Origin of the sequence: Flavobacterium piscis (genome assembly GCF_031457575.1) — a bacterium.
GTDB classification, from domain to species: domain Bacteria; phylum Bacteroidota; class Bacteroidia; order Flavobacteriales; family Flavobacteriaceae; genus Flavobacterium; species Flavobacterium piscis_A.
This window is the reverse complement of record NZ_JAVDWQ010000007.1, coordinates 16,800-41,259: the sequence shown is the minus strand read 5'-3', so window position 1 is coordinate 41,259 and position 24,460 is coordinate 16,800. Positions and strand designations below refer to the sequence as shown.

Here is a 24,460-nt window from a genome sequence, read left to right as displayed (position 1 = left end):
TCACTCCCATTTATTGCCATTCGAAGCTTCCTTATCCATGTATTTCCTGATTTTTCTTTGCTCCCAATCCCCATTGAAAAATAAATCTGGTCCAAAAACTGTAAAGGCGTGAATTGATAAACCTATACCCCAATAAAATGCTGTAGAATAGGTATGCCAATTTAGTAAATCATTCTCCTGAAATCTAAATCCAGCAAAATCCCTATTTAAATTTGAGATGATAATTATAATATTTACAATAATATAAACCTTCAAATGCGAGTAAAAGCCTTTTATTCTTTTTACTTTTTTGAATGCCATTTCAAAACGTTCGTCATTATTAAACTCCTGTCCGTAATCTTCGTACATACGTCTTCTGTAGTTTCCCATTTTATTCCTATTTAAAAATTATTGCCACTTTCTTTGGTTCTCTTTTTCTTTATCCATAAGCTCCCTGATCTTTCTTTCTTCCCAACCTTTACCTAAAACCGGAAATACGTTAAAAACCTTCAACCCATGAAAAACAACGCCCAGTCCCCACCAAATTAATGGCCAATAAAACCATAAATGATGTGGAGTCGTGTATAAATTGATAAAAATCAAAACTATGTTAACACCAATGTAAGAAGTTAAATTACTATAAAAACCTTTTATATTTTCGACTTTCTTTTTTGCCAGATAGTATCTGTCCTCTTCGTTATAATTTATTTCCATGACTACTCCCATTTTTGTGTTGTTGTTTTTTTCTCTAAGATGTCTTTCAATTTGCGTTTCTCCCATTCTTTTCCAAAGATGTTATTGTAAGTGAATAACTCTACTGCAGATACTAAAAATACAGTTGTCCAGATACACATTACAAACCAGTTAAGGTATTGTATTGGAAAAAAATTAAAAGGAGCCCCAAAATATTCTTTTAATATGTAGATTATAACACCAATAATATAAATAAAAGCGTGTGAATAAAAAGCCTTCAGTTTTGCAACATTTTTACTGGCTAATTTATGCAATTTTCGTTCTAGCTCTTTCTGATCATTATCAAGTTTTGTTTGCATAATTATTTCCATATTTGCTTTACACTTTCTTTTTCTTTATCCATCAACTCTTTGATCTTTCGTTCTTCCCAATCTTTATTAAAAATCGGTGAGATTCTAAAAACTTTCAATCCGTGCATAACAATTGCAAAGCCCCAACCAAATACACACCATATAAACCATAAATAACCCGGTGATGTCATAAGGTTTACCACTATTACAATAGGGTTGCAAATAAGATAAGCAGTCAAATGCTCGTAAAATTCCCTTATTTCTTTTACTCTTTTTTGAGCTTGATAGTAACGTTGTGCTTCTGCATAATTAGGCTCCATAATTACTTCCATGTTTGTTTGTTGTTTTCTTTTTCCAGAATCTCTCTGATTTTTCTTTCTTCCCAATCTGAGCTGTAACCAAAAACTTTAAAAGCATGCATTACAACTCCAAATCCCCATCCTAAAGCCGAAAACCAAAACCACTGAAATCCAGAAGAATACCTCAAATTTATAAAAACTAAAAAAGGAATCACACAGCAATACGAAATTACATTTCCATAAAATCCTTTTAATTCTTCTACTCTTTTTTTAGCTCTGAAATAAGCTTTATTTTCATCGCTATAGTCTGCACTTGTTTCCATAACTGTTATTTGTTTTGTTAAAACCGGAATCTTAACTGTGAATGTTTGTTCATTTTGTTCAATCAATACTTTTCGGTTGGTTACAATTCCGTAACGGTTTACAATATTTTGCAACCCAACTCCCTGCCTGTCTTGTAAGACTTCTTTCTTTTGATAATCATTTTGGATAGCTAAATAATCCCCATCAATAAAAATTCTGATATGCAATGGCTTTTGTTCGCTTACGACATTGTGCTTTACGGTATTTTCCAGTAGAAGTTGTAATGACAACGGAACTACTTTTGCATCCGGATTAATCTCTGTTGTTGGTAATTCGTAAAACAAACTATTTTCGAAACGCATTTTCAGCAGGTTCATATACGTTTTAGCGAACGACAATTCATCTTCAACCGAAACCAGTTCTTTATCTTTTTGTTCTAAAACATAACGGTAAATTTTTGATAAAGAAGTGGTAAATCGCTGGGCATTATCAGGATTTTCTTCAATCAAGGAACTTAATACATTTAGGCTATTGAAAAGAAAATGCGGGTCGATTTGATTTTTTAAACTTTCGAATTTAGCATTTGCCGTTCCCGCAATAATCTTTTGTTGTGTAATTTCAAATTTTGATGCCTGTTTCCATTTTACCATAAAACTTCTCGCCTGCATGAAAGTGGAAACTCCCAACGATAAAATAACATAAAACAGATGTACCCAAATCATTCTTTCGCTGAAAAATTTTTCTAAAGGAAGATTTTGTATCAATACAAAAACTATATAGTTTACACCTAAAACAGCGGGAACGGTATATAAGATAGTAACCAAAATTCCGAAATAGACCCGTAAATTGGTTTGTTCAAGCCAGTCCCATTTTTTATCCAGAAAAACATTGATAAAACCGTTGCCGAAACCAAGTCCAAATGAATAGAGACAGCTTAATAAGAACGTAATTACGACATTTCTTAAGGTTAAGTCTGCACCTAAAAAGGCTGAAAATATAACCGTAAAGATCATAGAAATCTTGAAACACACTATTGTTCCATTCTTTAAATCTGAAAATGTATTTCTATGATCTTTCATTGTAATCAGCTTAGATTGGTTTTATTTTTTGCAATTTTTCTGTGCTTCCAACGCTCTTTCCAATCCCCATTTTGGAGAGAAAGCAGTTTCTGGTTTAAAAGTAGCAAAAAGTTCGATAGCTTTATCAACCTGCACGCAAAGAGGTTTGGTATCAACTCCTGTCCATTTTGCTCCGCCTAACTGATAATCTGCTTCACCAAAAACGGCTCTTGGGTTATTCGCGTCTATTGCTTTTGCTTTTGCGTAAGCTTCCATTACTTTAGACGAATATTTCATTCCGTTGGTCATAGGATCAGCCACTACCCAGGCTGTATAAATCAAAGCCTGCAATACATTTAATTCTGCATTGTTCTGGTCTTTAATTAATTCAATATCTAAAGCATCCTGCGCTTTTACCAATAACAAATCGATTTTCGTTTTATCCTTTTCAGTAAATGCTGATGTAGTATTGATTAAGGCTACATAATAATTTGGCAAATAACTTGTTTTGTCTGCCGAAGCAATTCTTTCGAACATGGCCGAAGCTTCATCATTTTTCCCTTCTTTCCAAAGCCCCATAGCTTTTTCCATTCCTTGTTCAAATTGTGTCTGGGCAGATAATAAACTGCAGATAAATAATGTAATCGCTGTAATAATTTTGGTCATGATTTCTTGTTTTTAGTTATTATTTTTTGATGATTGAAACTTTATTTATTTTATACTTCAAAAGTATATTGGTTTTAGCTGTTTTAAAATTAAATGATACTGAGTTGTCGAATTTGGTTACTGAATTGTTTTTTCTTGAGGCTCAAAGGTTCAGAGTTACAAAGGGATAAAGATTTTTCTCTAAATTCTGCGAATTTTAGAGGTATTAAAAAAGCTAAAAGAAACCTCTGTACCTCTGCTACTGTGAACCTCTTTTCTAAAGATTCTTCAACTGATTCTCATTTTTATTCTGACTAATCGTCCAGAAGAAACCAACGAAGAAAAAACGATCTGCGGTTGGTATAACGGCTTGTCTATTGTAAGTCCCATTTGCATCTGGTGTTCTTGCATAATCGTATCCAAAAACATTCTGGCTTCCTAAAATATTTGAAACTGAAAAATAAAGGATTTTTTGAGTAGTTAATAAATACGCCCAGTTAAAACTTAAACTGTTGTATGATTTCGTTTTACCGTTCATGAACTGCGTTTGATTCGGGTCATTATAAGGACGTCCTGAACTATAACTGTTGGTGAAACCAATTTGTGATTTCCAGTCGGTGATAAAATATTTAGTTACAATAGATAAACTATGATTGGCAATAAAATTTGGGGTCGTCATAGTTGGAAAATTCTTGTACTGCCTTTCTGAATCAATATAGGAATACGATATCCAATATTCCAGATTTTTATACAAATTGCTGTCTCTCCAAAATAAATCCAAGCCTTTGGCATAACCTGATCCATTATTATTGAAAACCGAATTGTATTGAATATCCTGCGTATCGTATTGTACAAGATTGCTGTAATCTTTATAATATGCTTCTGCCCTAAAAGTTTGCCCTGGTCTTGTAAACTGGTAGTTCAGGATATAATGACTTGCTTTTTCACTTTCAAACTGATGGAATCTTGAATATTTGATATAATCAACCACCGGCGTCTGTGTAAAATCTCCATACGCAAAAGAAAACTGACTTCTTTTAGAAACTTTATAAGCAATTGAAGCTCTTGGTGCAATATCCGTTTCGTTTAACAAACTATTATTGGAAAGTCGGAAACCTACTTTTGCTGCCAGATTTTTTGAAAATAAAATATCTCCTTCAGTATAAAATGCGGTTATATTTGATTCGTAACCAGTTGCTGATTGAATTAAATCATTATCATCAAAATTTTCATTGAATTTGGTTATGAAATAATCGGCTCCAAAAGATAATTTAAAATAATCTGAGACATTTTTTCTCAACTTTAATTTTAACTGAGCTGCGTTTTCATCATTATCAATATCACTTACATTAAATTTGATTTTGTTTTTACTGTATCCGTAGCTCATCCCTGAAGTTAATTGCCAGCCAGTTCCAAAAGTTCCTTTGTAAGAAGCATTCATATAAAAATTATTGTTGTTCAGATCGGTTCTTATTTTATCCTCGAAGTTGATGTTTTTTTGGTTCAGATCAAATTTAGAAGCATCAAAAGCAGCATACAGTTTAAAGATTCCATTTGTAAAATGATAACGATAAACGGTTTCCCCTGACAAAGACTGATACGGTTTATTCCAATCTACATTTTGTGGAATTACCGCCTGATAAGGTGCCAGATTAATATAAGCCGTATTCACACTTAATGAACTTTTTTCCCATTTTTGCGTATTCCCTAAACCTAAACCAACTGTCATTAAAGCAATTTCCGTTTTATTCATATCCGGTTCATCTTGTGTATTCAGCAATAAAACACTTGATAGCGCTTCACCATATTCAGCTGAATAGCCTCCTGTTGAGAAAGCAATTCCGCTAAACAAAAAAGGAGAAAAACGGCCTCGTGTCGGTAAGTTATTGGTTGTTGCCCCATAAGGCTGTGCAACACGAATTCCGTCAACAAAAGTCTGTGTTTCGCTGGCTTCTCCCCCGCGTACAAATAAACGTCCGTCTTCACCAACCGTTTGTGTTCCCGGTAATGTCTGCAGTGCGGCAATGATATTCCCGGCAGAACCTGCTGTAGTGACAATATCTAAAGGTTTTAAAACTGAAACTCTTGCTTTATCTCCTGATTCTAAAGTTCCGGCAGTAATTACAACGGCATCGAGTGCATTGACATTTTCTCTTAGTTTAACCGTTTGGTTTTTAAAATTCGTAACGTCTATTTCTTTTTTGAATGTTTCATAAAGTAAAAAACTCACCACTAAAAATTGATTACCTGTGGATGTGCTTTCAAAAGAAAATTCTCCTGTTTCAGAACTTGTAGCTCCATCATAAGTCCCGTCTATATAAATATTTGCACCCGGAACCGGTTTTCCCTTTTGATCAACCACTTTTCCTGAAATGGTATTTTGAGCAAAATTTAAAGTAGTAAGAAATAAAAATGTAATCGTAAAAAGTAGTTTGGTTTTCATAACATTTGGTTTTGATGAGCCAAATGTATTTTAACAATCGTAGCTAAAAAATATTAAATAACCCAATTGTAGAAAATCAAGGATGAGTTGTAAATTTCTAATTTGTATCTTAGCTATGAATTGCAAAACCACTAATTATGTCAGAAAGCAAAAGAATTTCAAATCTGTATCAATCCATTTATAATGGAAATCCGTGGCTGGAAGTAACTTTAGCAAATACACTAAAAGATATAACTGCAGAGCAGGCATACCAAAAAACAAATCCTAATTTAAACACGATTTGGGAAATTGTCAACCATCTTATACAATGGAGAAGAAATATTTTAAGACGGGTTCAGGGAGAAATAATCACAACTCCTGATCATAATTATTTTGTACCTGTTTTAGATTCATCTGAAGCAGCCTGGGAACAATCACTACAAAGTCTGGCAAAATCACAAGAATTGTGGAATACCTTTTTCGATGATTTTAATGATGCGGATTTTGAAAAAATATACGCTAACAATAATCATACATATTACGAACATATTCACGGAATTATTCAGCATGATGTTTATCATTTGGGGCAGATTGTTATTTTGAAAAAGTTACTTTAAAACATTTCACATGAAAAAATCAATAGTATTATTCGTGTTTTTATTCATGAATGCTATCGGAATTTCACAGGAAACCGAAGCAAAATTTGACGAAAAACTGGCCAAATCCTTAAATGCAGACCAGAACGGAATGAAAAAATATGTATTCTGTCTTTTAAAAACAGGTACCAACACAGCTGCATCAAAAGAAGAAACCCAAAAATTATTTGAAGGTCACATGGCGAATATCAGCAAATTAGCCAAAGAAGGAAAATTGGTTGTAGCCGGGCCTTTCATGAAAAATGACCGAAATTATAGAGGAATTTATATTTTTAATGTAGAAACTGTTGAAGAAGCAAAAGTACTCGTAGCAACAGATCCGGCAATAAACGCTAATTTACTTGAAGCCGAATTAACGCCTTGGTATGCAACCGCAGCTTTGGCAGAAACCTTAAAAATACACGAAAAAATTGCCAAGAAAAAAATGTAACGCATTATATGAAAACAGAAAAAGAAAAAATGATTTCCGGTGAATATTACATTGCGGGTGATCCTGTTTTAGTAAAAGAGCGCCGAAAAGCAAAAAATCTATTGCATCGCCTGAATGTCACGGAATATCGTCTGACTAAAAAAGCCAAAGAAATTTTGGCAGAATTAATTGCGAATACAGGCAAGAGTTTTTATATTGAACCCCCATTTCATTGCGATTATGGATATAACATTACTTGTGGTGACAACGTTTATTTTAATGTAAACTGTGTGGTTCTGGATTGTGCACCAGTAAATATTGGCTCAAATGTGTTTTTTGCCCCGAATGTGCAAATATATACAGCAACTCATCCCCTTGACGCTGAATTGAGAAAAACATTAGAAAACGCCTTGCCTGTTTCAATTGGAGATGATTGCTGGATTGGCGGAAATTCTGTTATTTGTCCAGGTGTAACGATTGGAAAAGGATGTGTCATAGGAGCAGGATCTGTTGTTACCAAAGATATTCCGGACAATTCATTAGCCGTTGGAAATCCGGCAAAAGTAATTCGAAAATTAAATCAGGAACCTGAATCAAAATCATAATGCTTACCTTAAATAAAGTTCACCATATTGCTATTTTATGTTCTGACTATCAGAAATCCAAAACTTTTTATACCAACGTTTTAGGACTGACTATTATTAGGGAAATCTATCGTGAAGAACGTCAGTCATACAAACTTGATTTAGCATTGAATGGAATTTATATAGTCGAATTGTTTTCATTTCCCAATCCGCCTGAACGTCCGTCAAATCCAGAAGCTGTTGGTTTACGTCATCTCGCTTTTGAAGTAACAGATTTAGACGAAACAATTGCTTTTTTGAATTCTAAAAAAATCGAATCAGAACCTATCCGAATTGATGAAACAACACAAAAACGATTTACTTTTATCGCTGACCCGGATTTACTGCCAATAGAGTTTTATGAAAAATAAGTATTTATTTACTGAGAACTTCGCAAGATTAGCTATCAGTGTATAAATCAAATACATAAAAAATCATATTCATAAATTTAACATTTTATGTAGAGCAAATATTAATATAAAACCAATTTGATTCTTTAATTTTGTGAAATCGTAAAAACTCTACGGTTCAAAAAATTAAAAAACCTGATGAACAAAACGGCGCAAATCAAAAAAAATCATCAATTTATTGTTCTTCAAAAATTAGTTATTGTATCAATTTTAATTGGTTTTTTATCTGCCTTTTTAGGAATTTCACTTAAAAAAATTACTGAATATTACGAAGAAATCTTTTTTTATGAAGTCACGGTAAATCCTCTTTATTATATCTTATTTCCGGTTTTCGGATTATCCGTTATTTATTTCCTTAGGCAATATCTTTTTAAGAAAAAAGAAAACAAAGGTATCAAAGAAGTTTTTGAGAGTACACAATCAAAATCAAAAAATCTGCCTTCTTATAAAATTCCATCTCACTTTATAAACGGATTACTGACTGTTATTTTTGGTGGTTCAACCGGAATCGAAGTATCTACAGTTGTTGCTACAGCCACAATTGGCTCTGTAGCGCAGCAAAAAGAAAACGTATTTCGTAAATACAAAACAGAATTAATTTGTGCCGGAGTTGCAGCTGGAGTTACCGCTTTGTTCAGCAGCCCGATTGCCGGAATTTTATTTGCTCTTGAAGTGATTTCCAGAAAAGTCACCCGGGCTTTTATTATTTCAAATATCATTGCAGTTTCAATTGCCTTCGGTTTACTTTCTATCTTAAAAGAAGAACCTTTATTTACAGTTTCTATCACAACCTGGCATTTAAAAGCGATACCATACTTTATTCTTTTAGGAATTTTGGCCGGAATGAATTCTGTTTACTTAACCCGCTGCGTATTATTTTTTAAATCCCAATTTGGAAAAATCGGAACTCATTATTACAAAATCATACTAGGATCTGCTGTATTGAGCATTTCACTCTTTATTTTTCCGCAACTGTACGGAGAAGGATATCATGCCATTAAAGTAATTTTTGGTAATCCATCTGAAATTCCATTAACTGTAACTTTAGCTTTTACCTTTATTGGAATCTTAATTTTGAAACCAATTGTAACATCAATAACGCTTGCTTCCGGTGGTGACGGTGGTGTTTTTGCTCCAAGTCTTTTTATTGGGGCTTTTCTTGGCTTGTTGCTTGCTTCTATTTTAAATACCTTTTTTCAGGTACATGTAATTCCGGTTAATTTTATGATTATCGGAATGGCAGCGGTTTTAAGCGCCAGCATCCATGCTCCATTTACAGCTATCTTTTTAGTTTGCGGATTAACAAACGATTATACTTTATTTTTGCCTATCATGGTGGTTTGCCTAATTTCAAAATATACTGCAAAAATGATTTATCCGTTTACGGTTTATACTTATTCTCCAAGTTTATTAAAATAGAAAACCATGCCTGTTCAAAAAATAAAAAGAGGATACCGCAAAACACGTTACATTCTTTACAAGGAAACTTTAATAGATTATAAAGAGCAATTTTGGTCTTTTTTAGGTTCTTTTGTTGGTATCGGAATTTTGGCTTATATTCAGTCTATTCATTTTTCAGGAAACGATGCTGTTTATTTAATTGGCTCATTTGGTGCGTCGAGTGTTTTGGTCTATGGTATTATTCAAAGTCCATTTTCGCAACCCAGAAATTTAGTTGGCGGGCATTTAGTTTCTGCGCTCATTGGTGTTACGGTACACAAACTGGCTCCTGATATTATCTGGATTGCAGCACCGCTCGCTGTTTCACTCTCTATAATATTAATGCAGATTACCAAAACTTTACATCCTCCCGGTGGTGCGACAGCCCTTATTGCTATTATTGGTTCAGATAAAATTAAGGATTTGGGTTATATTTATGTCCTCTCACCAGTATTAATTGGCGTTTTAATTTTGCTTTTTACAGCTTTAATTTTTAATAATATGACTTCCAGCAGAACGTATCCAAGTCATAGCACCTATCATAAACATTATCACAAAATCAGAAAAAGACTGACTGGAAAATAAGTTTGGTTTGTCATTTCGACGTAAGGAGAAATCACACGCGTAACTCGACAAAGATGGGCGATTTTCCTTACGGAGCTTCAAGTGTGATTTCTCCTTACGTCGAAATGACATGCAAGCCGAAAATTTATCAACTAAAATCTTTTCAACAAATCGTAATTCCTAATTCGTAAATCATAATTTATATTTTACCTTTGGCTTTTCAATAAATACAAAGATTATGGTTTATAAATTTAGAGTAATTCTTGACGCCGAAGAAGATATTTTTAGAGACATTGCAATTCTTGAAGACGATACTCTTGAAGACTTACACAATGCCATCTTCAACGCTTTTGGTTTTGACGGAATGGAAGTAGCTTCGTTTTATACTTGCGATGAAACCTGGAATCAGGAAGATGAAATTCCACTTTTTGATACCGGAGATATTCCCGGAGAGCAGCGAACTATGAGTGATTATCCGCTATCTTCTATCTTAGACAAGGAAAACACCAAAATAATCTATGTTTATGATTTTATTAATATGTGGACATTCTTAGTCGAATTGGCTGCTATTGAAGATCAAATTGCCGGAGCACCATATCCTGAAACTTTATTCTCTCATGGAGAAATACCTGAAGATTCTGGTGAAAAAAGTTTTGAAGCTGATATGCATGATGATATCTACAGTGAATTTGAAGATGACCTTGACGAAGAGGATCTGGATATGCTTGAAGGCGATGACAACTTTGAAGATTTTGGTTTTGAGGAGAATTGGAATTAGACATAACAAATTAAGAATCAAGAGCCAAGAATAAAGACTTCAATGCTGTCTTTCTTCTTGGCTCTTTCATCTACAAAATACTAAAAACATGATCAACTTATTCAACACCCACATCGAGACGCTTGCCATACACCGCGTAGGAAACAAAAGCAGAAACGAAGCAATTTTTTTATCAGAACAGCCTTTTAATTTGAATGATGAAATTGTGCCTTTAATAAAAGAGTATTTTTTTAAGCCTTTCAGAGATAAGGAGGAAAACTATTATCAGTTTGCACACGAAGTCGATTTGGATTATAACGACATGTTTAAATATGCTACTGAAATTTTTGACAACCCGGCTAATTTACAGGAGATTTCAAAAAAAATTACCACACATTTATTCGAACAATCTAATCATCCGCACATTAAAAATGGGGAAGTTTATGTAACATATCTAACCAATTTAAGCATAGACAATAATGTGGTTGATGCTATTGGAATTTTCAAAAGCGAATTACAATCTGATTTTTTACAGTTTGAAGAAAAAAACAGCAACCTGGAAATGATTTTACAACAGGGAATCAACCTTAGTAAATTAGACAAAGGGTGTTTAATTTTTAATTACAAAAAAGAAGAAGGCTATAAAATTTTAACTGTTGACAGCAACCGATATGATGCGCGTTATTGGTTAGAGCACTTTTTATCTGTTGATGCTTTTGAAGATGAGAACTTCATCACAAAAAAATACCTTAAATTCTGCCAAAACTTCGCAAAAGATGTAGTTTTACCGGCAGAAGACAAAAAAGAGGAAGTAATGTTTATGAACCGGTCTGTGAATTATTTCGCTAAAAATGATCAGTTTGAAGAGCAAAATTTCTTAAATGAGGTGTTAGATAATCCTGATTTAATTCCGGAATTTAAAAACTATAAAGTTGATAAGGGAGAAAAATACAGTATTGAAGATATAACCTCATTCCCAATTGCCAACGCAGCAGTTTCTGACGCAAGAAAATCGATTAAAAATGTGATTAATCTGGATACTCATATTCAGATTAAAATGGATTTCATTAATCCGGAAAGTGCCGAGAAATTTGTTGAAAAAGGCTGGGATGAAGAGAAACAAATGTATTATTACTTGGTTTATTTTAATAAAGAAGAAAAAAGCTAATTAATTATTATTCATTTTCTCTATTGAAAATAAATTAAAAACCTCAATTACTTTTTGCAATTGAGGTTTTTGATTTATACCCCCATCTTGTTTTTTAAATATTCCAGCATTGATTTTGAAATGGGTTTTGAAAGAAAATCAATAACTACAGGATATTTCTTTGCTTTTGCTAAATCTTCCGGATTAATTGTAGAAGACAATACAATTATGCTTATCGAATTAAATTCCTCATAATCAACAGAGGTAAAATGATCTAAAAATTCCCAGCCACCCATAACCGGCATATTTAAATCAAGAAAAATAAGTTGTGGTTTTTTAGCTTTATTTTTACTATACTTCAGTTCATTAAAAAACCGTAAAGCTTCTTCCCCATTTTGAGCTGTAATTATTTCTGTAGAAAATGATGCTTTTTCAATTACTTTTTTACATAACATTAATGTAATAGGATCATCATCAATACATAAAATCTGTTCAAGCATATAATTAATTTTTAAACGTTAAGGTAAATAGTGTTCCCTTATTCACTTCACTTTCAATACTGATAGTCCCTCCCATTGATTCAACTTGAGACTTCACCAAATACAAACCAAGTCCTTTACTGTCGGGATAATTATGAAATCTTTGATATAATCCAAATACCTTATCCTTATTCCTCTCCAAATCAATTCCGATTCCATTATCCTTAAATGTTAAATGAATATTTTCACCAATTTGTTCAGCAGTCACAGTTATTTTTAACTTCCTGTTTTCTGATTTGTATTTAATGGAATTGGTCAGTAAATTCAACAATATACTTTCAATATAGGCTTTATTAGTCTCCAGCAGAGGCACTTTATCTAATTTTAATTTTATAATAGGCTTATGCAATTCAATTTGAAAAGATAGCTGGCTAAATACATTTTCAAAAACTTCATTGAGTGAAACTTTCTCTTTTTGCATCGAAGAGTTGTCCTTAATGATAATTACTTTTACTAGATCATTAATTGTTTCATTTAGTAAATGAGTAGATTTATGAAAGCCATTTAATATTTCTTCCAGTTCAGCATCCTCAATAAGAATATCTTCTATTAAATTCAACAAGCCAATTAAATTAGACAAAGGAGCCCTAAGATTATGCGATGTAATATATGAAAATTGTTTTAGGTCTTTATTGTTTTGTGTTAATTCACGTATCAAATGTTCTTTTTCTGTCTCCAGCTTCTTTTCTTCACTAATATCCCTTTGTATAGAAATCCAGTGAGAGATATCGCCTTCTGGATTAAAAATGGGTATCATAGACAAACGAACCCAATATTCATTTTGCGATTTACTGTAATTTATAGTTTCAATTAAGCACTCTTCACCTTTTTTGATTGCATTTAAAAGTTTTTTTAACTCTGTAGCATTGGATTTGGGGCCTTTAAAAATATTTGGTGATTTACCTAAAACTTCCTCAGAAGAATATCCGGACATTTTTGAAAATGCAGGATTTACATAAACAATTTTTGGAATTTGACCATCTACTGAATTAGCTTCGGTGATAACAATTGAATCTTTTGATTGTGTAATTACCGTTTCTAAAAGCTTTAGACGTTGTTCCTCTTCCTTTTGTTTGGTAATATCCTGAATAGCCCCAATCATCCTGATTCCTTTACCGTTTTCATCTTTTAAAAGAAAACCTCTGTCCAAAACATATTTATACGTCCCATCTGCACATCTGAAACGATATTGATCCTGCCAATTTTGGGTTTTAAGCTCAATAAAAGAATATAATCTGACTGACATTTTTATTGAGTCCTCCGGATGAATTTTATCAAACCACCAACTTGATGTTAATCCCACATCTTCATGTGTATAACCAAAAACAGTTTCAATTCCTTTATTCCAAATCATGTAATCTTCTTGAATTTTCCAGTCCCATATAGTGTCACTCGTTGCTTTGGCAACTATATCGTACTTTTCGTTTGATTCTTTAATTTCTTCGTTGGCAGCTTCCATTTTTTTCAAAATAGCAACATTTCTGCTTTCATTTTTACTTAGTACGAAATTAAAAATCAATCCGGTCAAAAGAATAAAGATAATATCTTTTACAAAACCAAAATAATAGTATCCGTCTTTCAAACCACAGTTAATAAGGAATTTATGGCACAAAATGGCCATAAATAACGAAATGACAATATAAATCAGTGTGATTTGTTTTGGTTTACTTTTCATTACTCAAATATAAGTATTTTAAGCAAATTTTAATAAAATGATACATTTTTAAAAGCTAACTTGAAACTGTTTTTTTAAACTAATTGGTTGGCAGTACGTAAACTATCTGTAAAAGGTTTTTTATGTCAAAATAAAGTGTACCTTTGCACCCATTAAAAATCTCAGATGGAATCTATTAGAAACATTGCAATTATTGCCCACGTCGATCACGGTAAAACCACTTTGGTTGATAAAATTATGTATCACTGTCAGTTATTTCGTGATAACGAAAACACAGGTGATTTAATTCTTGATAATAACGATTTAGAGCGTGAAAGAGGTATTACTATTACTTCTAAAAATGTCTCAGTTCAATATAAAGGAACAAAAATCAATATTATTGACACTCCAGGCCACGCGGATTTTGGAGGTGAAGTAGAACGTGTATTGAACATGGCCGATGGTGTATGTTTATTAGTGGATGCTTTTGAAGGTCCAATGCCACAAACTCGTTTCGTATTACAAAAAGCGATCGACTTAGGTCTTAAGCCTTGTGTTGTTATCAATAAAGTTGATAAAGAAAACTGTACTCCTGAAGAAGTTCATGAAAAAGTTTTTGACTTAATGTTTGAATTAGGTGCTGAAGAATGGCAGTTGGATTTTCCAACAGTTTATGGTTCTGCTAAAAATAACTGGATGTCTGATCATTGGGAAAACGTAACTGATAATGTTGAAGCATTATTGGATATGGTTGTTGAAAATGTACCTGCTCCTAAAGTTTCTGAAGGAACACCACAAATGTTGATTACTTCTTTAGATTTCTCTGCATTTACTGGCCGTATTGCTATTGGTCGTTTGGAAAGAGGAATTTTGAATGAAGGTATGCCAATTTCACTAGTAAAAAGAGATGGTACTATCACTAAATCACGTATCAAAGAACTTCATACTTTTGAAGGACTTGGCCGTAAAAAAGTACAACAAGTAATTGCCGGAGATATTTGTGCTATTATTGGAGTTGAAGGTTTTGAAATTGGAGATACTATCGCTGATTTTGAAAACCCTGAGGCTCTGAAAACAATTGATATTGACGAGCCTACTATGAGTATGTTGTTTACAATTAATGACTCTCCTTTCTTTGGTAAAGAGGGTAAATTTGTAACTTCTCGTCATATTAGAGACCGTTTAACAAAAGAATTAGAGAAAAACTTAGCAATGAAATTGGGTGAAACTGATTCTGCTGACAAGTTTATGGTTTTTGGTCGTGGTGTACTTCACTTGTCTGTTCTTATTGAAACAATGAGAAGAGAAGGCTATGAATTGCAAATTGGTCAACCACAAGTTATCATCAAGGAAATTGATGGTAAAAAATGTGAGCCTATCGAAGAATTGACAATCGATTTGCCAGAAACACTTTCGGGTAGAGCGGTTGAGTTCGTTACTATGCGTAAAGGAGAAATGCTGAGTATGGAAACTAAAGGTGAACGTATGATTGTAAAATTTAATATTCCATCACGTGGAATTATTGGATTGCGTAACCAATTGCTTACTGCTACTGCTGGTGAGGCTATTATGGCACACCGTTTTATAGGATATGAGCCTTACAAAGGAGAAATTGCCGGACGTAACAAAGGTTCATTGATTTCTATGGAAAAAGGAAAAGCCATTCCTTATTCTATCGATAAATTGCAAGATCGTGGTAAGTTTTTTGTTGAACCAAATGCCGAAATTTACGAAGGTCAGGTAATTGGAGAAAACTCCCGTGGTGATGATATGTGTGTAAACGTAACTAAAGAGAAAAAACAATCTAACGTTCGTTCATCTGGAAATGATGAAAAAGCAAGGATTATCCCTCCGATTATTTTCTCATTAGAGGAAGCTTTAGAATACATTCAAAAAGATGAATATGTAGAGGTTACTCCAAAATCTATTCGTTTGAGAAAAATTTATTTGACAGAAACTGATAGAAAAAGATTCAAATTCTAATAAGTTTTAAATTTCAATATATAAAAACCCAAATTCCTATTTTCAGGAGTTTGGTTTTTTTTTGTTCTAAATTTAGCAGAATTGGGATTTAGGTTTTTGAATTTGGAATTTATAAACACCATTATCTTTTCAAGCTAAAATGTCCTTTTGCTTCTCGCCCATCTTCAAATTTTGCAGTATACCAATAATCGTCAGCAGGTAACGGATTACCTTCAAATGTCCCATCCCAGCCTGAACTTAAAGGAGAAATTTGTTTGATAAGCTTTCCAAACCTGTCAAAAATATAAATGATTGATTTAGAATAAAAATCTGCATTTACACCTTCAACATTCCAGGTATCATTATAACCATCACCGTTTGGAGTGAAGAATTTTGGAGTTCCCAGAACTGCAATTGTTTTTTCAGTGATACCACATTCATTCAAATCTTTGATATAAACGGTATGAAAACCTACAGCAATATTTTCGAACAAATTTGAATCCTGATAAGGTCCATTTGAATCCGTGAGACTGTAAACATACTGTCCGGAACCCGTAACATTTATTAAAACTGAATTATTATCGCTTAAATCCCTAACTTCAATCTCTTTAATTTCAGCTACATTTGATGCCACAACTTTTATAATTCTCGTTCTGGAACAATTATTTTTATTTATTACATCAACACTATATGTTCCTTCTGCATTAACCTCTATAGAAAAAGTTGTTGCCCCTGAAATCACATTTCCATTCAAATACCACTGATAAGTATAATCATTTATGGGTATACCATCATTAATTCCTGCCTCAAGTGTAATCAAAAATTCAGGCAAATTACTACAGATAATTTTATTTTCGCTTCCGTCAATATTTAGATTTATATTGGGAAGTGGATTTACGATTAAATTAAAAGTAGTAAATCCAAAACAATCATTAGATAAGGAATTTTCTACTCTTACCCATATTTCTTGATTATTTGGATGTTCCATATTTCGATAATCTGAAATATTTGGAATCGCTAATGAATTTCCGGAAGCATCTGTTTCAGCCAAAAAATCAGCTTTGCTTTTATAATAGCTTATTGTGTAATTTGTTGATGGAGCCGGAAGTGTGTTTTTGATTTCCTGAGTTACATTACTAAAATCAAAACTCGAAATACCGTCTTTATCATTGTTTATCTCATCTATAAAATCATCACACATCTGATAATCAGGAATTTGAAAACTAGTAGGGATTTGGGTTACAGAAACAACAAGATTAAGCTGTGAGATACTAAAACAGCCATTTGCATTTTCAATACGCACATAAATTGTTTGGTCTGAAGAAGTATAAGCCAGTGGATTCGCAATTAATAATGAACTATCTTTTAATTCTGCTGCTGTCCTGGTTGTATAGTAACTAAAACTTTCAAAGGCTGAATTCGCAGAAATGCTATTGTTTTTCTGTGTTAGATTGAATGTCGAAATCCCATCTGTATCATCATCACATTGTACCAGAGTTACTACTGAATTGATTGTTGGCAATGCTAGTATTGTCAATGTTGCAGCATTAGAATATAATCCGCATGAATTGCCTGTTCGACTCAAAAATATTCTATATTGGTACATATTCATCGACCTGGAAACATTTGATACTGTTAACATTAAGGAATTTACTCCCGAATATGTCACATTATTAACCAAGTCAGTCCAACTAGCACCATTGTTGCTGGAAACCTGCCATTGATAACCTGAAACTGAAGCAGCAACAACTGTAAACGTTGTATTTTGTAATTCACAAATCGATTTATTTTCTGGCTGATTATCAATAATGATTGGTGCGGCAATAGTATAATTTAAGTTCGGATTTGTATAGCCGATTCCGCTTGTCACAACACCTTTTAAATTTACTGTTGGAGGAGAAACAGCTCCCAGAAAATTATCATTGTTACTATCAACGAATCCTGCCTCTATTACATCTGAGCACAAATCATTATCGCTGTCAAGCTCCATATAATTATAAATACCGTCTGAGTCGGTATCCAGGATACTATAATTCAATTTTCCGCTTTCAGGAATAGTTTCCACTGAATTTGCCAATCCGTTTATTCCAAAATCATTCCCATCAATTATACCATTTAAATTCGTATCTGCAGCATTACTTCCTGATTCTGTTAGATCGTAAATTCCGTCATTATCACTATCCAGATCTAAATAATTAGCAACATTATCATTGTCAAAATCTGCAGGTATTAGACCGTTTTCATAAGCGTCATCAATCCCATCATGATTAGCATCAATATTTGTCATAACCCTAAAGTTTGCACCTTGTGCTTCAATAGAATCCGGAATACCATCATTATCACTATCCAGATCTAACTGATCTGAAACCCCATCATTATCAGAATCTCTAGGAACGCAAACCAAATAGAATTTTAAGGCTGTTTTATTTAATGCTGTATCGGAAAGGTTTTGATGCTTAAAACTAATCATTTTAGACTGATTCGTTAAAAACTTAAAAGCTCCTGTACCAGCTGTTAATGGGACAGCACCATTTAACCGGAAACGAATTTCAAATGATGAAAATTCAGTTACACCACTTTCATAAAAACCATCATAATTAGTATCAATCAATAATTGATTATTCGGATTTAATACGGTTATAGTTTTGTTTATTTCTGAATTCACAACATATTCAGCTGTAGAATTCAATAAATCAGTAGTATTTCCTGTTGAAATATAATCCAATCCAATTGAAATGGGTTGAGCAAAGGTCATAGTATATTTCATCCAGTTTGTTTTTCCTGCAGGTACTTCACTAACAAAACTTCCGTCAGCATTCCCTGAAAAAGGCACACTGCTTGCTATTGTCGAAGTAGCGATCGTTTGTATAAATGAATTAGTATAAGTACCAATAGAAATAGTTTTTGAACTTACCTCAGAGACATCAATACTTTGATTTCCAAATGATTCAGTACAATTCGTAATTCCGTCCCCATCGTTATCCAGATCTACATTGTCATTAGTCCCGTCATTATCCATATCTGCCGGACAATCACTAACAGGAATTTCATCAGAAAACAATTCTATACCACAAGTCGACAATGTCGCTTTTACTTTGTAATATCCAGGTTGTGTTGGTAAGTATGTATTGGAATTAGCGTGGGGAATTTCAACATTATTAAAATACCACTGAAATATATCAAAACCTGTCAAGGAGCTCACATTAAGCTGAACATTAGGTATACAGCTAGACTGGGTTACATTCAATTGTTGGAAATTCACTTCTGGTTTAAAAGTAAAACCGGAGTAGTACCCTCCAAATGTTGCTGCCCCATCGCTGCCATATGCTGCTAAATACAATTGAGAAGTAGAAAAAACAGATACATTTCCAGTTAGTCCGGTTAGAACATAACATTCATATTCTGCATTTCCGGTAACAGTAGTCGGTCCTAAAACGGTAACATAGGAAGGCAATGTAGCCAAAGTATAAGGAATCTTATCAATTATAAAACTTAAATCTGAACCCGTTTTAGTCGTAAGCGTAACCCTTCCTGTGAAAACACGATTTCCAATTGACTCAATATGGGGAATATTGTCTATTGATTTTGGAGTCTGACAACTTAAAGGCGGTACAAAAAACATTTCCTGATTGGCTTCATCAGGTCTTGAATCATCACCCACACTCTGATAGGCGAAGATGTTTTTGTTAGAGCGTACATACAAATTACCCTGAGAATTATAATCAGAACCTAAAAACGAAACGTATTCACCAGCATTAATGGTATAATTTGGAGTTACAGAACCATTTAAAAATATCTCCGTATTAACTTCATGGGCAATTAAAATTACTTTTTCTACATTTTGAGAACCCGTACTTTTAATAAAAATATAATCAGTTCCTGTTCTTTCTGCTGAAACAATCTGGTCGAATCCTAAATCTACATTATTTCTTATTTCACCATTCGAGCCTGCAAAGGAGCCACAATTTACAGCTATAGGTTTGTTCGACGAAATTAATGCCCCAATAAGCGCATCATTATTAGCCGGTACAGGACCTTGTACTGCAATAGTATAACTCTCCCCGCTATTTAAGATAATACTGGGTGCCGAGTTTCCTGTAAGGGTATTATTAATCAAAACTGCCCCTGCTTTGATGTCTCTAAAATTGATGACTGTGTTGTTTTCAGTTGCTAAAACAGATGCGAATGTCAAATGCCTGTCAGAATAACCAGTATTAAATTTATTTGTAAGACCATTAATTCTAAACTGAGTTCCCAATGCAGCTAAACCTTTAGAAACTACTTCACTTGCTTGATTCCCTGTTCTGTCAATAACCCTAACTGTAGCATAAACAATATCTGCTGCTTCAATAATATAGCCTCGATTAGATTTAACGCTGCTTACTTCAAATTCATCAAGAACCAATTGATTTGCATTGTGTGCATTAATGTCAAAAATATAGGGAATATCCCTGGAAACTGTTCCTGTAATAATTGATCCGCCAATTTCGTTTATGCTAAAGCTTACAGGAGTTAAGCTTGGAGTAGAAATATAAATATATTGCTCCCCTACAGGCATACCACTTGAAGCCACTATAGGCGGAATATAATGAGTTTTACTAAATTGCGAAAAACCAAAAAGTGGTAATAGCAGTATAGAAAGATATAAAAGTATATTTTTTAGCATATTTTAAAAGTAATAATTTTTACATTACCTTTTAAACTAAAATAATCTTTTACATATTTTAGAAAAACTCCTGTTCAGATCTCCTAAAAGAAATTACAACACCAAAAAAACACTATAAATCCCTATTTTTCAACAATTTATACGAGAAATAAACAAACAAAAAAGTCCATACTAAAACAATCACAATTGAAAACCAATGCACACTGTAATCTTTCGCTCCTGCAACACCTATTTGATTACCAATGGTTTTTATTACAGATAATCTGGAAAAGGGTTCAATAATTAAATTTGACATTGCCTCTAAAGGAAGAAATTGCATAATATAATCATCTGTATTGCTATCCGGAAAGATTTTAAACGCTAAAATCCCTTTTATAATCCCTTCAACAATACTCCAAACCAAGAGAAAACCTAATGCAAATGCAGAACGTTTTACCAAAATACCCAAAAACAAACAAAAGGAAAAGAAACCTGTCAGCTTTACAAAAAAAGCAAAAAGATATTCTAAATCAGTAAAAACGATTCCAATTTCCGTGTAAGATGAAAAGCACAATCCTAAAATTAAGCTCATCACAAATACAAATATAGTAGAACATAAAGCAAATAATACAACTGTTAAGAATTTTGATAAAATGAATTCTTTTTTGCTTAAGCCATCAATTAAATTTTGTTTTAAAGTCCCATAACTGTATTCATTTGCCATCATGGAAACAATAACTATAGCCAAGAAAAACTTTAGAAAAGCAGCGATAAAAGTATTAAAATGCCATATAAACGGAAAATTGAAGATTCCCATTTCAGCCAAATGAAATTTAAAAATTCCTAAATCAAATTTTATGGAAGCAATTAAAGCGATAAAAGAAAGCAGGATAAAATAAGTTAATGTAAGTACTTTACTGGCTTTGTTTTTCCAGATTTTTTGTAATTCTATAGAGATAAGTCTGTTCATGGTTTAGTTGTTTTTGGGAGTTGCGTTTTTGGTTAATTCTAAAAACTGGGCTTCTAGGCTATTTTTACGTTTCACTAAATGACATAATGCAATGTTTTTAGAAAATAAAAATTGATTCAGTTCTGAAGCTGATAAATCTGATTTTAAATAAACCAGGACTTTCCCTTCTTCTTCGGTGATTCTATCAATGGCTGAATGCTCCTTTAAAACTGTTTTCAAAGCTACATTATCATCAGCCTGAAGTTCAAAAAAACCTTCATTAGCTGACATTCCATCAACTGAACCTGAATATAGGATTTCTCCTTTTCGCAAAACAATAACATGCGAACATACTTTTTCAACTTCATCCAATAAATGTGAAGCTAATAAAATAGTAGTTCCCTGTGAAGCAATTTTCCTGATAATATCCCGAATTTGATGAATTCCCTGTGGATCTAAACCATTCGTAGGTTCATCCAAAATTAAAATTTCGGGATCGTTTAAAAGTGCCGAAGCAATGGCCAGACGTTGCTTCATTCCTAACGAAAAAGTACTGAATTTACTGTGTTTTCTTTCGGTTAAACCAACTAAATCCAGCTTTTCGTTTATTTTAGAATAATTGATGCTTTTTATTTTACAGACAAGTTTCAGGTTTTCTTCTGCCGTCATGTAAGGATAGAAATTTGGTCTTTCTATAATGGCACCAACTTTTTTTAAGGCATCATGCGTTTGCATTGTTCCGCCAAACCAACTGTAATTTCCAGATGTTCTGTTTACAACATTCAGTACAATTCCCAAAGTAGTTGATTTCCCGCTTCCGTTTGGCCCCAGGATGCCATAAACACGGCCTTTTTGTATTTCAAAAGATACATTTTTCAAGGCCTGAATTCGCCCGTATCTTTTATGAAGATTCTCAATAGTAAGTATGGTTTCCAAATTATTTCGTTTTTAGTTTTTAGTAAGACGTTTCAACTTGATTTTTGTTACGGTTGAATATAAATTAATGTAAATTTGCATTAAAGATATTCAAAATGAGCGAACCTTTAATGGTGTTAAAAAAACCTTCATATCCTTTAACACAATCCCTTTTAAATTATTTAGAACGATACGAGCGAATTTCGAAAGTATCTGTGTTCTATGATGATTTATTGCGCTTTTCGGGATCTGTAAATGTATATGACAAGAATAACACTGATACCTTATGGATTAGGGTTTATTATAATGAATTTGAAAGAAATGAAATCGATTTAAATCTTAAAAAAATATATTCCCTTTTACATTCTGATGGAAACAGCGAAATCATTCAGTTTCTCAATATTGATGCGATTGATTATTGTACGTTTGGAAACTCAAAACCTTTCCGAATAAAAGTCAGGAATATCCTGAACGACAACTATGTTCATTTTTATATCAAAAAGGCTGATGCATCGAGGATTTACGGTCTGGAGCTGGAAGATATTCTTTCACCGGATAAAATCAATTTTCTGGTTTATAATGATACTTTAATTGAGGAACATATTATCGGAATTCCCGGAGATGTTTTTATGGATACTTTACTGGAAACCTGCACCGAAACCGAAAAATCCCAGATAGCTAAAGAATTTGTAAAGTTTAATGAACGCTGTATGATTCGGCTTTTAGGCGATATGCGTGCCTATAACTACGTAATTGTCCCCATACATGATTTTGATCAGGTAGTCTATAAAATTCGCCCGATAGATTTTGATCAACAGTGTTATGAAGGCAACTTTAAAGTGTATCGCCCTCAGTTTTTTAAGGAAAATTATCCAATGATAAAATTAATTAAGGAAAAACTCGAAGAGCGTTCAATTGTTCAATATAAAGATGAAGAACGGGCCATTTTAGCAAAGCGAATTCACTCTGCCGAAAACAGAGTCAATAAATTATTGAACATTATGTGTCATGACACTATTTCAACTGATGAACATTTAAATCAACTAAAAATGGAATTGTACCGTTATACAAATGATATGAAGTTTAAAAATGCAAAATCAATGGGGCATGTTATGTTTGCTGCATTTGAATTTATAATTCGTAATTTTAAAAACACTATTTAATTGATTTACACATGAAAAAGCCTTTTTTATTAGCCGTTTCTGCTATATTATTAGCTTGCCAACAACAATCAAATGCTGATTTAAAAACATTGTATTCACTTCCTAAAAAACTAAAAGAAGTTTCCGGAATCACCTATTTCCCGGAATCTAAACTGATATATACTCTGGAAGACAGGGGAAATCCTAATAAAATTTACGCATTGAATTCTGAAGGTCAATTAGAAAAAATAATTACCATTACAAATGCCGAAAATATTGACTGGGAAGATATCACAAAAGATAAAAACAATAATTTATACATAGGCGATTTTGGCAACAATGACAATAAACGTAGGGATTTGTGCATTTATAAAATCAATAATAATGAATTAAATAAAGAAAATGCAGTAGCTGAATATAAGATTTCATTCTCATATCCGGAGCAAAATGAGTTTCCTCCAAAGAAAAAAGAAATGTTCTACGATGTCGAAGGCTTTTTCGAATACCAGAATTACTTTTACCTTTTTACCAAAAACCGAAGCAAAGGTTTTGACGGAACTGCTTTTATTTACAAAATATTAAATGCTCCCGGAATTCAAAAAGCAATTAAAATGGGCGAATTCAAAACTTGTGATAATTATAACCACTGCGTTTTAACCAGCGCCACAATTAGTCCGGATGGTAAAAAAGTAGTAGTATTAAGTCACGATAAAATTGTTTTATTTGAGAATTTTCAGGATGATCAATTTCATAAAGGAACTCAAACCGAAATCAGCCTGAATCATTTTTCTCAAAAAGAATCTGTTGTTTTTAAAGATAATAATACTTTGCTCATTGCTGATGAAAAGACAAATAAATTGAATGGGAATGTTTATGAATTTAAGCTGAAATAACGATAA

At 32.8% G+C, this 24,460-nt stretch carries 23 protein-coding genes; 11 read left to right on the top strand and 12 right to left on the bottom strand.

Annotated elements, in window-relative coordinates:
* The 7 genes from J2W48_RS11520 to J2W48_RS11490 all read right to left on the bottom strand — a co-directional run bounded on the left by J2W48_RS11520 (nt 1) and on the right by J2W48_RS11490 (nt 5,770).
* Nucleotides 1-369 (bottom strand): 2TM domain-containing protein, encoded by a 369-nt coding sequence (locus J2W48_RS11520; RefSeq protein WP_310281418.1) that lies wholly within the window; start codon nt 367-369, stop codon nt 1-3.
* An 18-nt stretch (nt 370-387) separates the two neighbouring features.
* Entirely contained in the window at nt 388-693 is a 306-nt protein-coding gene (locus J2W48_RS11515; protein WP_310281416.1) for a 2TM domain-containing protein, read from the bottom strand.
* Between the two features lie 2 nt (nt 694-695).
* Nucleotides 696-1,031, bottom strand: coding sequence for a 2TM domain-containing protein (locus J2W48_RS11510; protein WP_310281414.1), 336 nt, complete (start codon nt 1,029-1,031; stop codon nt 696-698).
* 2 nt (nt 1,032-1,033) lie between these two features.
* Nucleotides 1,034-1,354 carry a 2TM domain-containing protein gene (locus tag J2W48_RS11505; protein WP_310281412.1) on the bottom strand — a complete coding sequence of 107 codons (321 nt, stop codon included), beginning with the start codon at nt 1,352-1,354 and terminating at the stop codon, nt 1,034-1,036.
* Nucleotides 1,345-2,703, bottom strand: a complete 1,359-nt coding sequence (locus J2W48_RS11500) for a 2TM domain-containing protein (protein WP_310281410.1) — start codon at nt 2,701-2,703, stop codon at nt 1,345-1,347. Before J2W48_RS11500 ends, J2W48_RS11505 begins: the two co-directional genes overlap by 10 nt.
* A 21-nt stretch (nt 2,704-2,724) precedes the next feature.
* Nucleotides 2,725-3,348: a hypothetical protein gene (locus tag J2W48_RS11495; RefSeq protein WP_310281408.1), complete on the bottom strand. Its 624-nt coding sequence runs from the start codon at nt 3,346-3,348 to the stop codon at nt 2,725-2,727.
* 256 nt (nt 3,349-3,604) lie between these two features.
* Complete coding sequence (locus tag J2W48_RS11490) at nt 3,605-5,770, bottom strand: TonB-dependent receptor (RefSeq protein WP_310281406.1); 2,166 nt, start codon at nt 5,768-5,770, stop codon at nt 3,605-3,607.
* A 137-nt stretch (nt 5,771-5,907) separates the two neighbouring features.
* Between J2W48_RS11490 and J2W48_RS11485 the strand changes: the two genes are divergently transcribed.
* The 8 genes from J2W48_RS11485 (at nt 5,908) to J2W48_RS11450 (ending at nt 11,776) form a co-directional block, all read left to right on the top strand.
* The gene (locus J2W48_RS11485; RefSeq protein WP_310281404.1) at nt 5,908-6,366 is read left to right on the top strand and encodes a DinB family protein; all 459 of its coding nucleotides are present in this window, start codon (nt 5,908-5,910) and stop codon (nt 6,364-6,366) included.
* Nucleotides 6,367-6,376: 10 nt separating this feature from the next.
* Nucleotides 6,377-6,835, top strand: a complete 459-nt coding sequence (locus tag J2W48_RS11480) for a YciI family protein (protein WP_310281402.1) — start codon at nt 6,377-6,379, stop codon at nt 6,833-6,835.
* An 8-nt stretch (nt 6,836-6,843) separates the two neighbouring features.
* Entirely contained in the window at nt 6,844-7,419 is a 576-nt protein-coding gene (locus J2W48_RS11475; RefSeq protein ID WP_310281400.1) for a sugar O-acetyltransferase, read from the top strand.
* Nucleotides 7,419-7,808 carry an SMU1112c/YaeR family gloxylase I-like metalloprotein gene (gene gloA2 / locus J2W48_RS11470; RefSeq protein ID WP_310281398.1) on the top strand — a complete coding sequence of 130 codons (390 nt, stop codon included), beginning with the start codon at nt 7,419-7,421 and terminating at the stop codon, nt 7,806-7,808. Before J2W48_RS11475 ends, gloA2 begins: the two co-directional genes overlap by 1 nt.
* Nucleotides 7,809-7,985: 177 nt before the next feature.
* The gene (locus J2W48_RS11465; RefSeq protein ID WP_310281396.1) at nt 7,986-9,266 is read left to right on the top strand and encodes a chloride channel protein; all 1,281 of its coding nucleotides are present in this window, start codon (nt 7,986-7,988) and stop codon (nt 9,264-9,266) included.
* A gap of 6 nt (nt 9,267-9,272) precedes the next feature.
* Nucleotides 9,273-9,872 carry an HPP family protein gene (locus J2W48_RS11460; protein ID WP_310281392.1) on the top strand — a complete coding sequence of 200 codons (600 nt, stop codon included), beginning with the start codon at nt 9,273-9,275 and terminating at the stop codon, nt 9,870-9,872.
* 217 nt (nt 9,873-10,089) lie between these two features.
* Nucleotides 10,090-10,629, top strand: a complete 540-nt coding sequence (locus J2W48_RS11455) for an IS1096 element passenger TnpR family protein (protein ID WP_310281390.1) — start codon at nt 10,090-10,092, stop codon at nt 10,627-10,629.
* Between the two features lie 88 nt (nt 10,630-10,717).
* Nucleotides 10,718-11,776 (top strand): nucleoid-associated protein, encoded by a 1,059-nt coding sequence (locus J2W48_RS11450; protein ID WP_310281389.1) that lies wholly within the window; start codon nt 10,718-10,720, stop codon nt 11,774-11,776.
* A gap of 74 nt (nt 11,777-11,850) precedes the next feature.
* Here J2W48_RS11450 and J2W48_RS11445 read toward each other — a convergent pair whose 3' ends face one another.
* Both J2W48_RS11445 and J2W48_RS11440 read right to left on the bottom strand, forming a co-directional pair.
* On the bottom strand, nt 11,851-12,255 hold the full coding sequence (locus J2W48_RS11445) for a response regulator (RefSeq protein WP_310281386.1): 405 nt from the start codon (nt 12,253-12,255) through the stop codon (nt 11,851-11,853).
* Nucleotides 12,256-12,259: 4 nt separating this feature from the next.
* A complete protein-coding gene (locus J2W48_RS11440) occupies nt 12,260-13,969 on the bottom strand; it encodes a PAS domain S-box protein (protein WP_310281384.1) in 1,710 nt (569 codons plus the stop codon).
* A 165-nt stretch (nt 13,970-14,134) separates the two neighbouring features.
* Between J2W48_RS11440 and typA the strand changes: the two genes are divergently transcribed.
* Nucleotides 14,135-15,931 (top strand): translational GTPase TypA, encoded by a 1,797-nt coding sequence (typA, locus tag J2W48_RS11435; RefSeq protein ID WP_310281382.1) that lies wholly within the window; start codon nt 14,135-14,137, stop codon nt 15,929-15,931.
* Between the two features lie 121 nt (nt 15,932-16,052).
* On the opposite strand, the gene J2W48_RS11430 is transcribed toward typA, so the two are convergent.
* From J2W48_RS11430 to J2W48_RS11420, 3 genes are all read right to left on the bottom strand, one after another.
* Nucleotides 16,053-20,576, bottom strand: coding sequence for a T9SS type B sorting domain-containing protein (locus tag J2W48_RS11430; protein ID WP_310281380.1), 4,524 nt, complete (start codon nt 20,574-20,576; stop codon nt 16,053-16,055).
* A 112-nt stretch (nt 20,577-20,688) separates the two neighbouring features.
* Nucleotides 20,689-21,525 carry an ABC transporter permease gene (locus J2W48_RS11425; RefSeq protein WP_310281378.1) on the bottom strand — a complete coding sequence of 279 codons (837 nt, stop codon included), beginning with the start codon at nt 21,523-21,525 and terminating at the stop codon, nt 20,689-20,691.
* Between the two features lie 3 nt (nt 21,526-21,528).
* Nucleotides 21,529-22,440, bottom strand: coding sequence for an ABC transporter ATP-binding protein (locus J2W48_RS11420; RefSeq protein WP_310281376.1), 912 nt, complete (start codon nt 22,438-22,440; stop codon nt 21,529-21,531).
* Between the two features lie 95 nt (nt 22,441-22,535).
* Here J2W48_RS11420 and J2W48_RS11415 point away from each other — a divergent pair, with 95 nt between their 5' ends.
* Both J2W48_RS11415 and J2W48_RS11410 read left to right on the top strand, forming a co-directional pair.
* Nucleotides 22,536-23,582, top strand: a complete 1,047-nt coding sequence (locus tag J2W48_RS11415) for a hypothetical protein (RefSeq protein ID WP_310281375.1) — start codon at nt 22,536-22,538, stop codon at nt 23,580-23,582.
* A gap of 11 nt (nt 23,583-23,593) precedes the next feature.
* Nucleotides 23,594-24,454 (top strand): SdiA-regulated domain-containing protein, encoded by an 861-nt coding sequence (locus J2W48_RS11410; protein WP_310281373.1) that lies wholly within the window; start codon nt 23,594-23,596, stop codon nt 24,452-24,454.
* Nucleotides 24,455-24,460: the final 6 nt, after the last annotated feature.

Coding starts and splice junctions, on each gene's coding strand:
- J2W48_RS11445 (WP_310281386.1), bottom strand. CDS start 12,255: ATGCTTGAACAGATTTTATGTATTGATGATGATCCTATTACATTAATG.
- J2W48_RS11415 (WP_310281375.1), top strand. CDS start 22,536: ATGAGCGAACCTTTAATGGTGTTAAAAAAACCTTCATATCCTTTAACA.
- J2W48_RS11460 (WP_310281392.1), top strand. CDS start 9,273: ATGCCTGTTCAAAAAATAAAAAGAGGATACCGCAAAACACGTTACATT.
- J2W48_RS11475 (WP_310281400.1), top strand. CDS start 6,844: ATGAAAACAGAAAAAGAAAAAATGATTTCCGGTGAATATTACATTGCG.
- J2W48_RS11485 (WP_310281404.1), top strand. CDS start 5,908: ATGTCAGAAAGCAAAAGAATTTCAAATCTGTATCAATCCATTTATAAT.
- J2W48_RS11515 (WP_310281416.1), bottom strand. CDS start 693: ATGGAAATAAATTATAACGAAGAGGACAGATACTATCTGGCAAAAAAG.
- J2W48_RS11450 (WP_310281389.1), top strand. CDS start 10,718: ATGATCAACTTATTCAACACCCACATCGAGACGCTTGCCATACACCGC.
- J2W48_RS11495 (WP_310281408.1), bottom strand. CDS start 3,348: ATGACCAAAATTATTACAGCGATTACATTATTTATCTGCAGTTTATTA.
- J2W48_RS11440 (WP_310281384.1), bottom strand. CDS start 13,969: ATGAAAAGTAAACCAAAACAAATCACACTGATTTATATTGTCATTTCG.
- J2W48_RS11505 (WP_310281412.1), bottom strand. CDS start 1,354: ATGGAAGTAATTATGGAGCCTAATTATGCAGAAGCACAACGTTACTAT.
- J2W48_RS11500 (WP_310281410.1), bottom strand. CDS start 2,703: ATGAAAGATCATAGAAATACATTTTCAGATTTAAAGAATGGAACAATA.
- gloA2 (WP_310281398.1), top strand. CDS start 7,419: ATGCTTACCTTAAATAAAGTTCACCATATTGCTATTTTATGTTCTGAC.
- J2W48_RS11410 (WP_310281373.1), top strand. CDS start 23,594: ATGAAAAAGCCTTTTTTATTAGCCGTTTCTGCTATATTATTAGCTTGC.
- J2W48_RS11520 (WP_310281418.1), bottom strand. CDS start 369: ATGGGAAACTACAGAAGACGTATGTACGAAGATTACGGACAGGAGTTT.
- J2W48_RS11425 (WP_310281378.1), bottom strand. CDS start 21,525: ATGAACAGACTTATCTCTATAGAATTACAAAAAATCTGGAAAAACAAA.
- J2W48_RS11510 (WP_310281414.1), bottom strand. CDS start 1,031: ATGCAAACAAAACTTGATAATGATCAGAAAGAGCTAGAACGAAAATTG.
- typA (WP_310281382.1), top strand. CDS start 14,135: ATGGAATCTATTAGAAACATTGCAATTATTGCCCACGTCGATCACGGT.
- J2W48_RS11480 (WP_310281402.1), top strand. CDS start 6,377: ATGAAAAAATCAATAGTATTATTCGTGTTTTTATTCATGAATGCTATC.
- J2W48_RS11490 (WP_310281406.1), bottom strand. CDS start 5,770: ATGAAAACCAAACTACTTTTTACGATTACATTTTTATTTCTTACTACT.
- J2W48_RS11455 (WP_310281390.1), top strand. CDS start 10,090: ATGGTTTATAAATTTAGAGTAATTCTTGACGCCGAAGAAGATATTTTT.
- J2W48_RS11465 (WP_310281396.1), top strand. CDS start 7,986: ATGAACAAAACGGCGCAAATCAAAAAAAATCATCAATTTATTGTTCTT.
- J2W48_RS11430 (WP_310281380.1), bottom strand. CDS start 20,576: ATGCTAAAAAATATACTTTTATATCTTTCTATACTGCTATTACCACTT.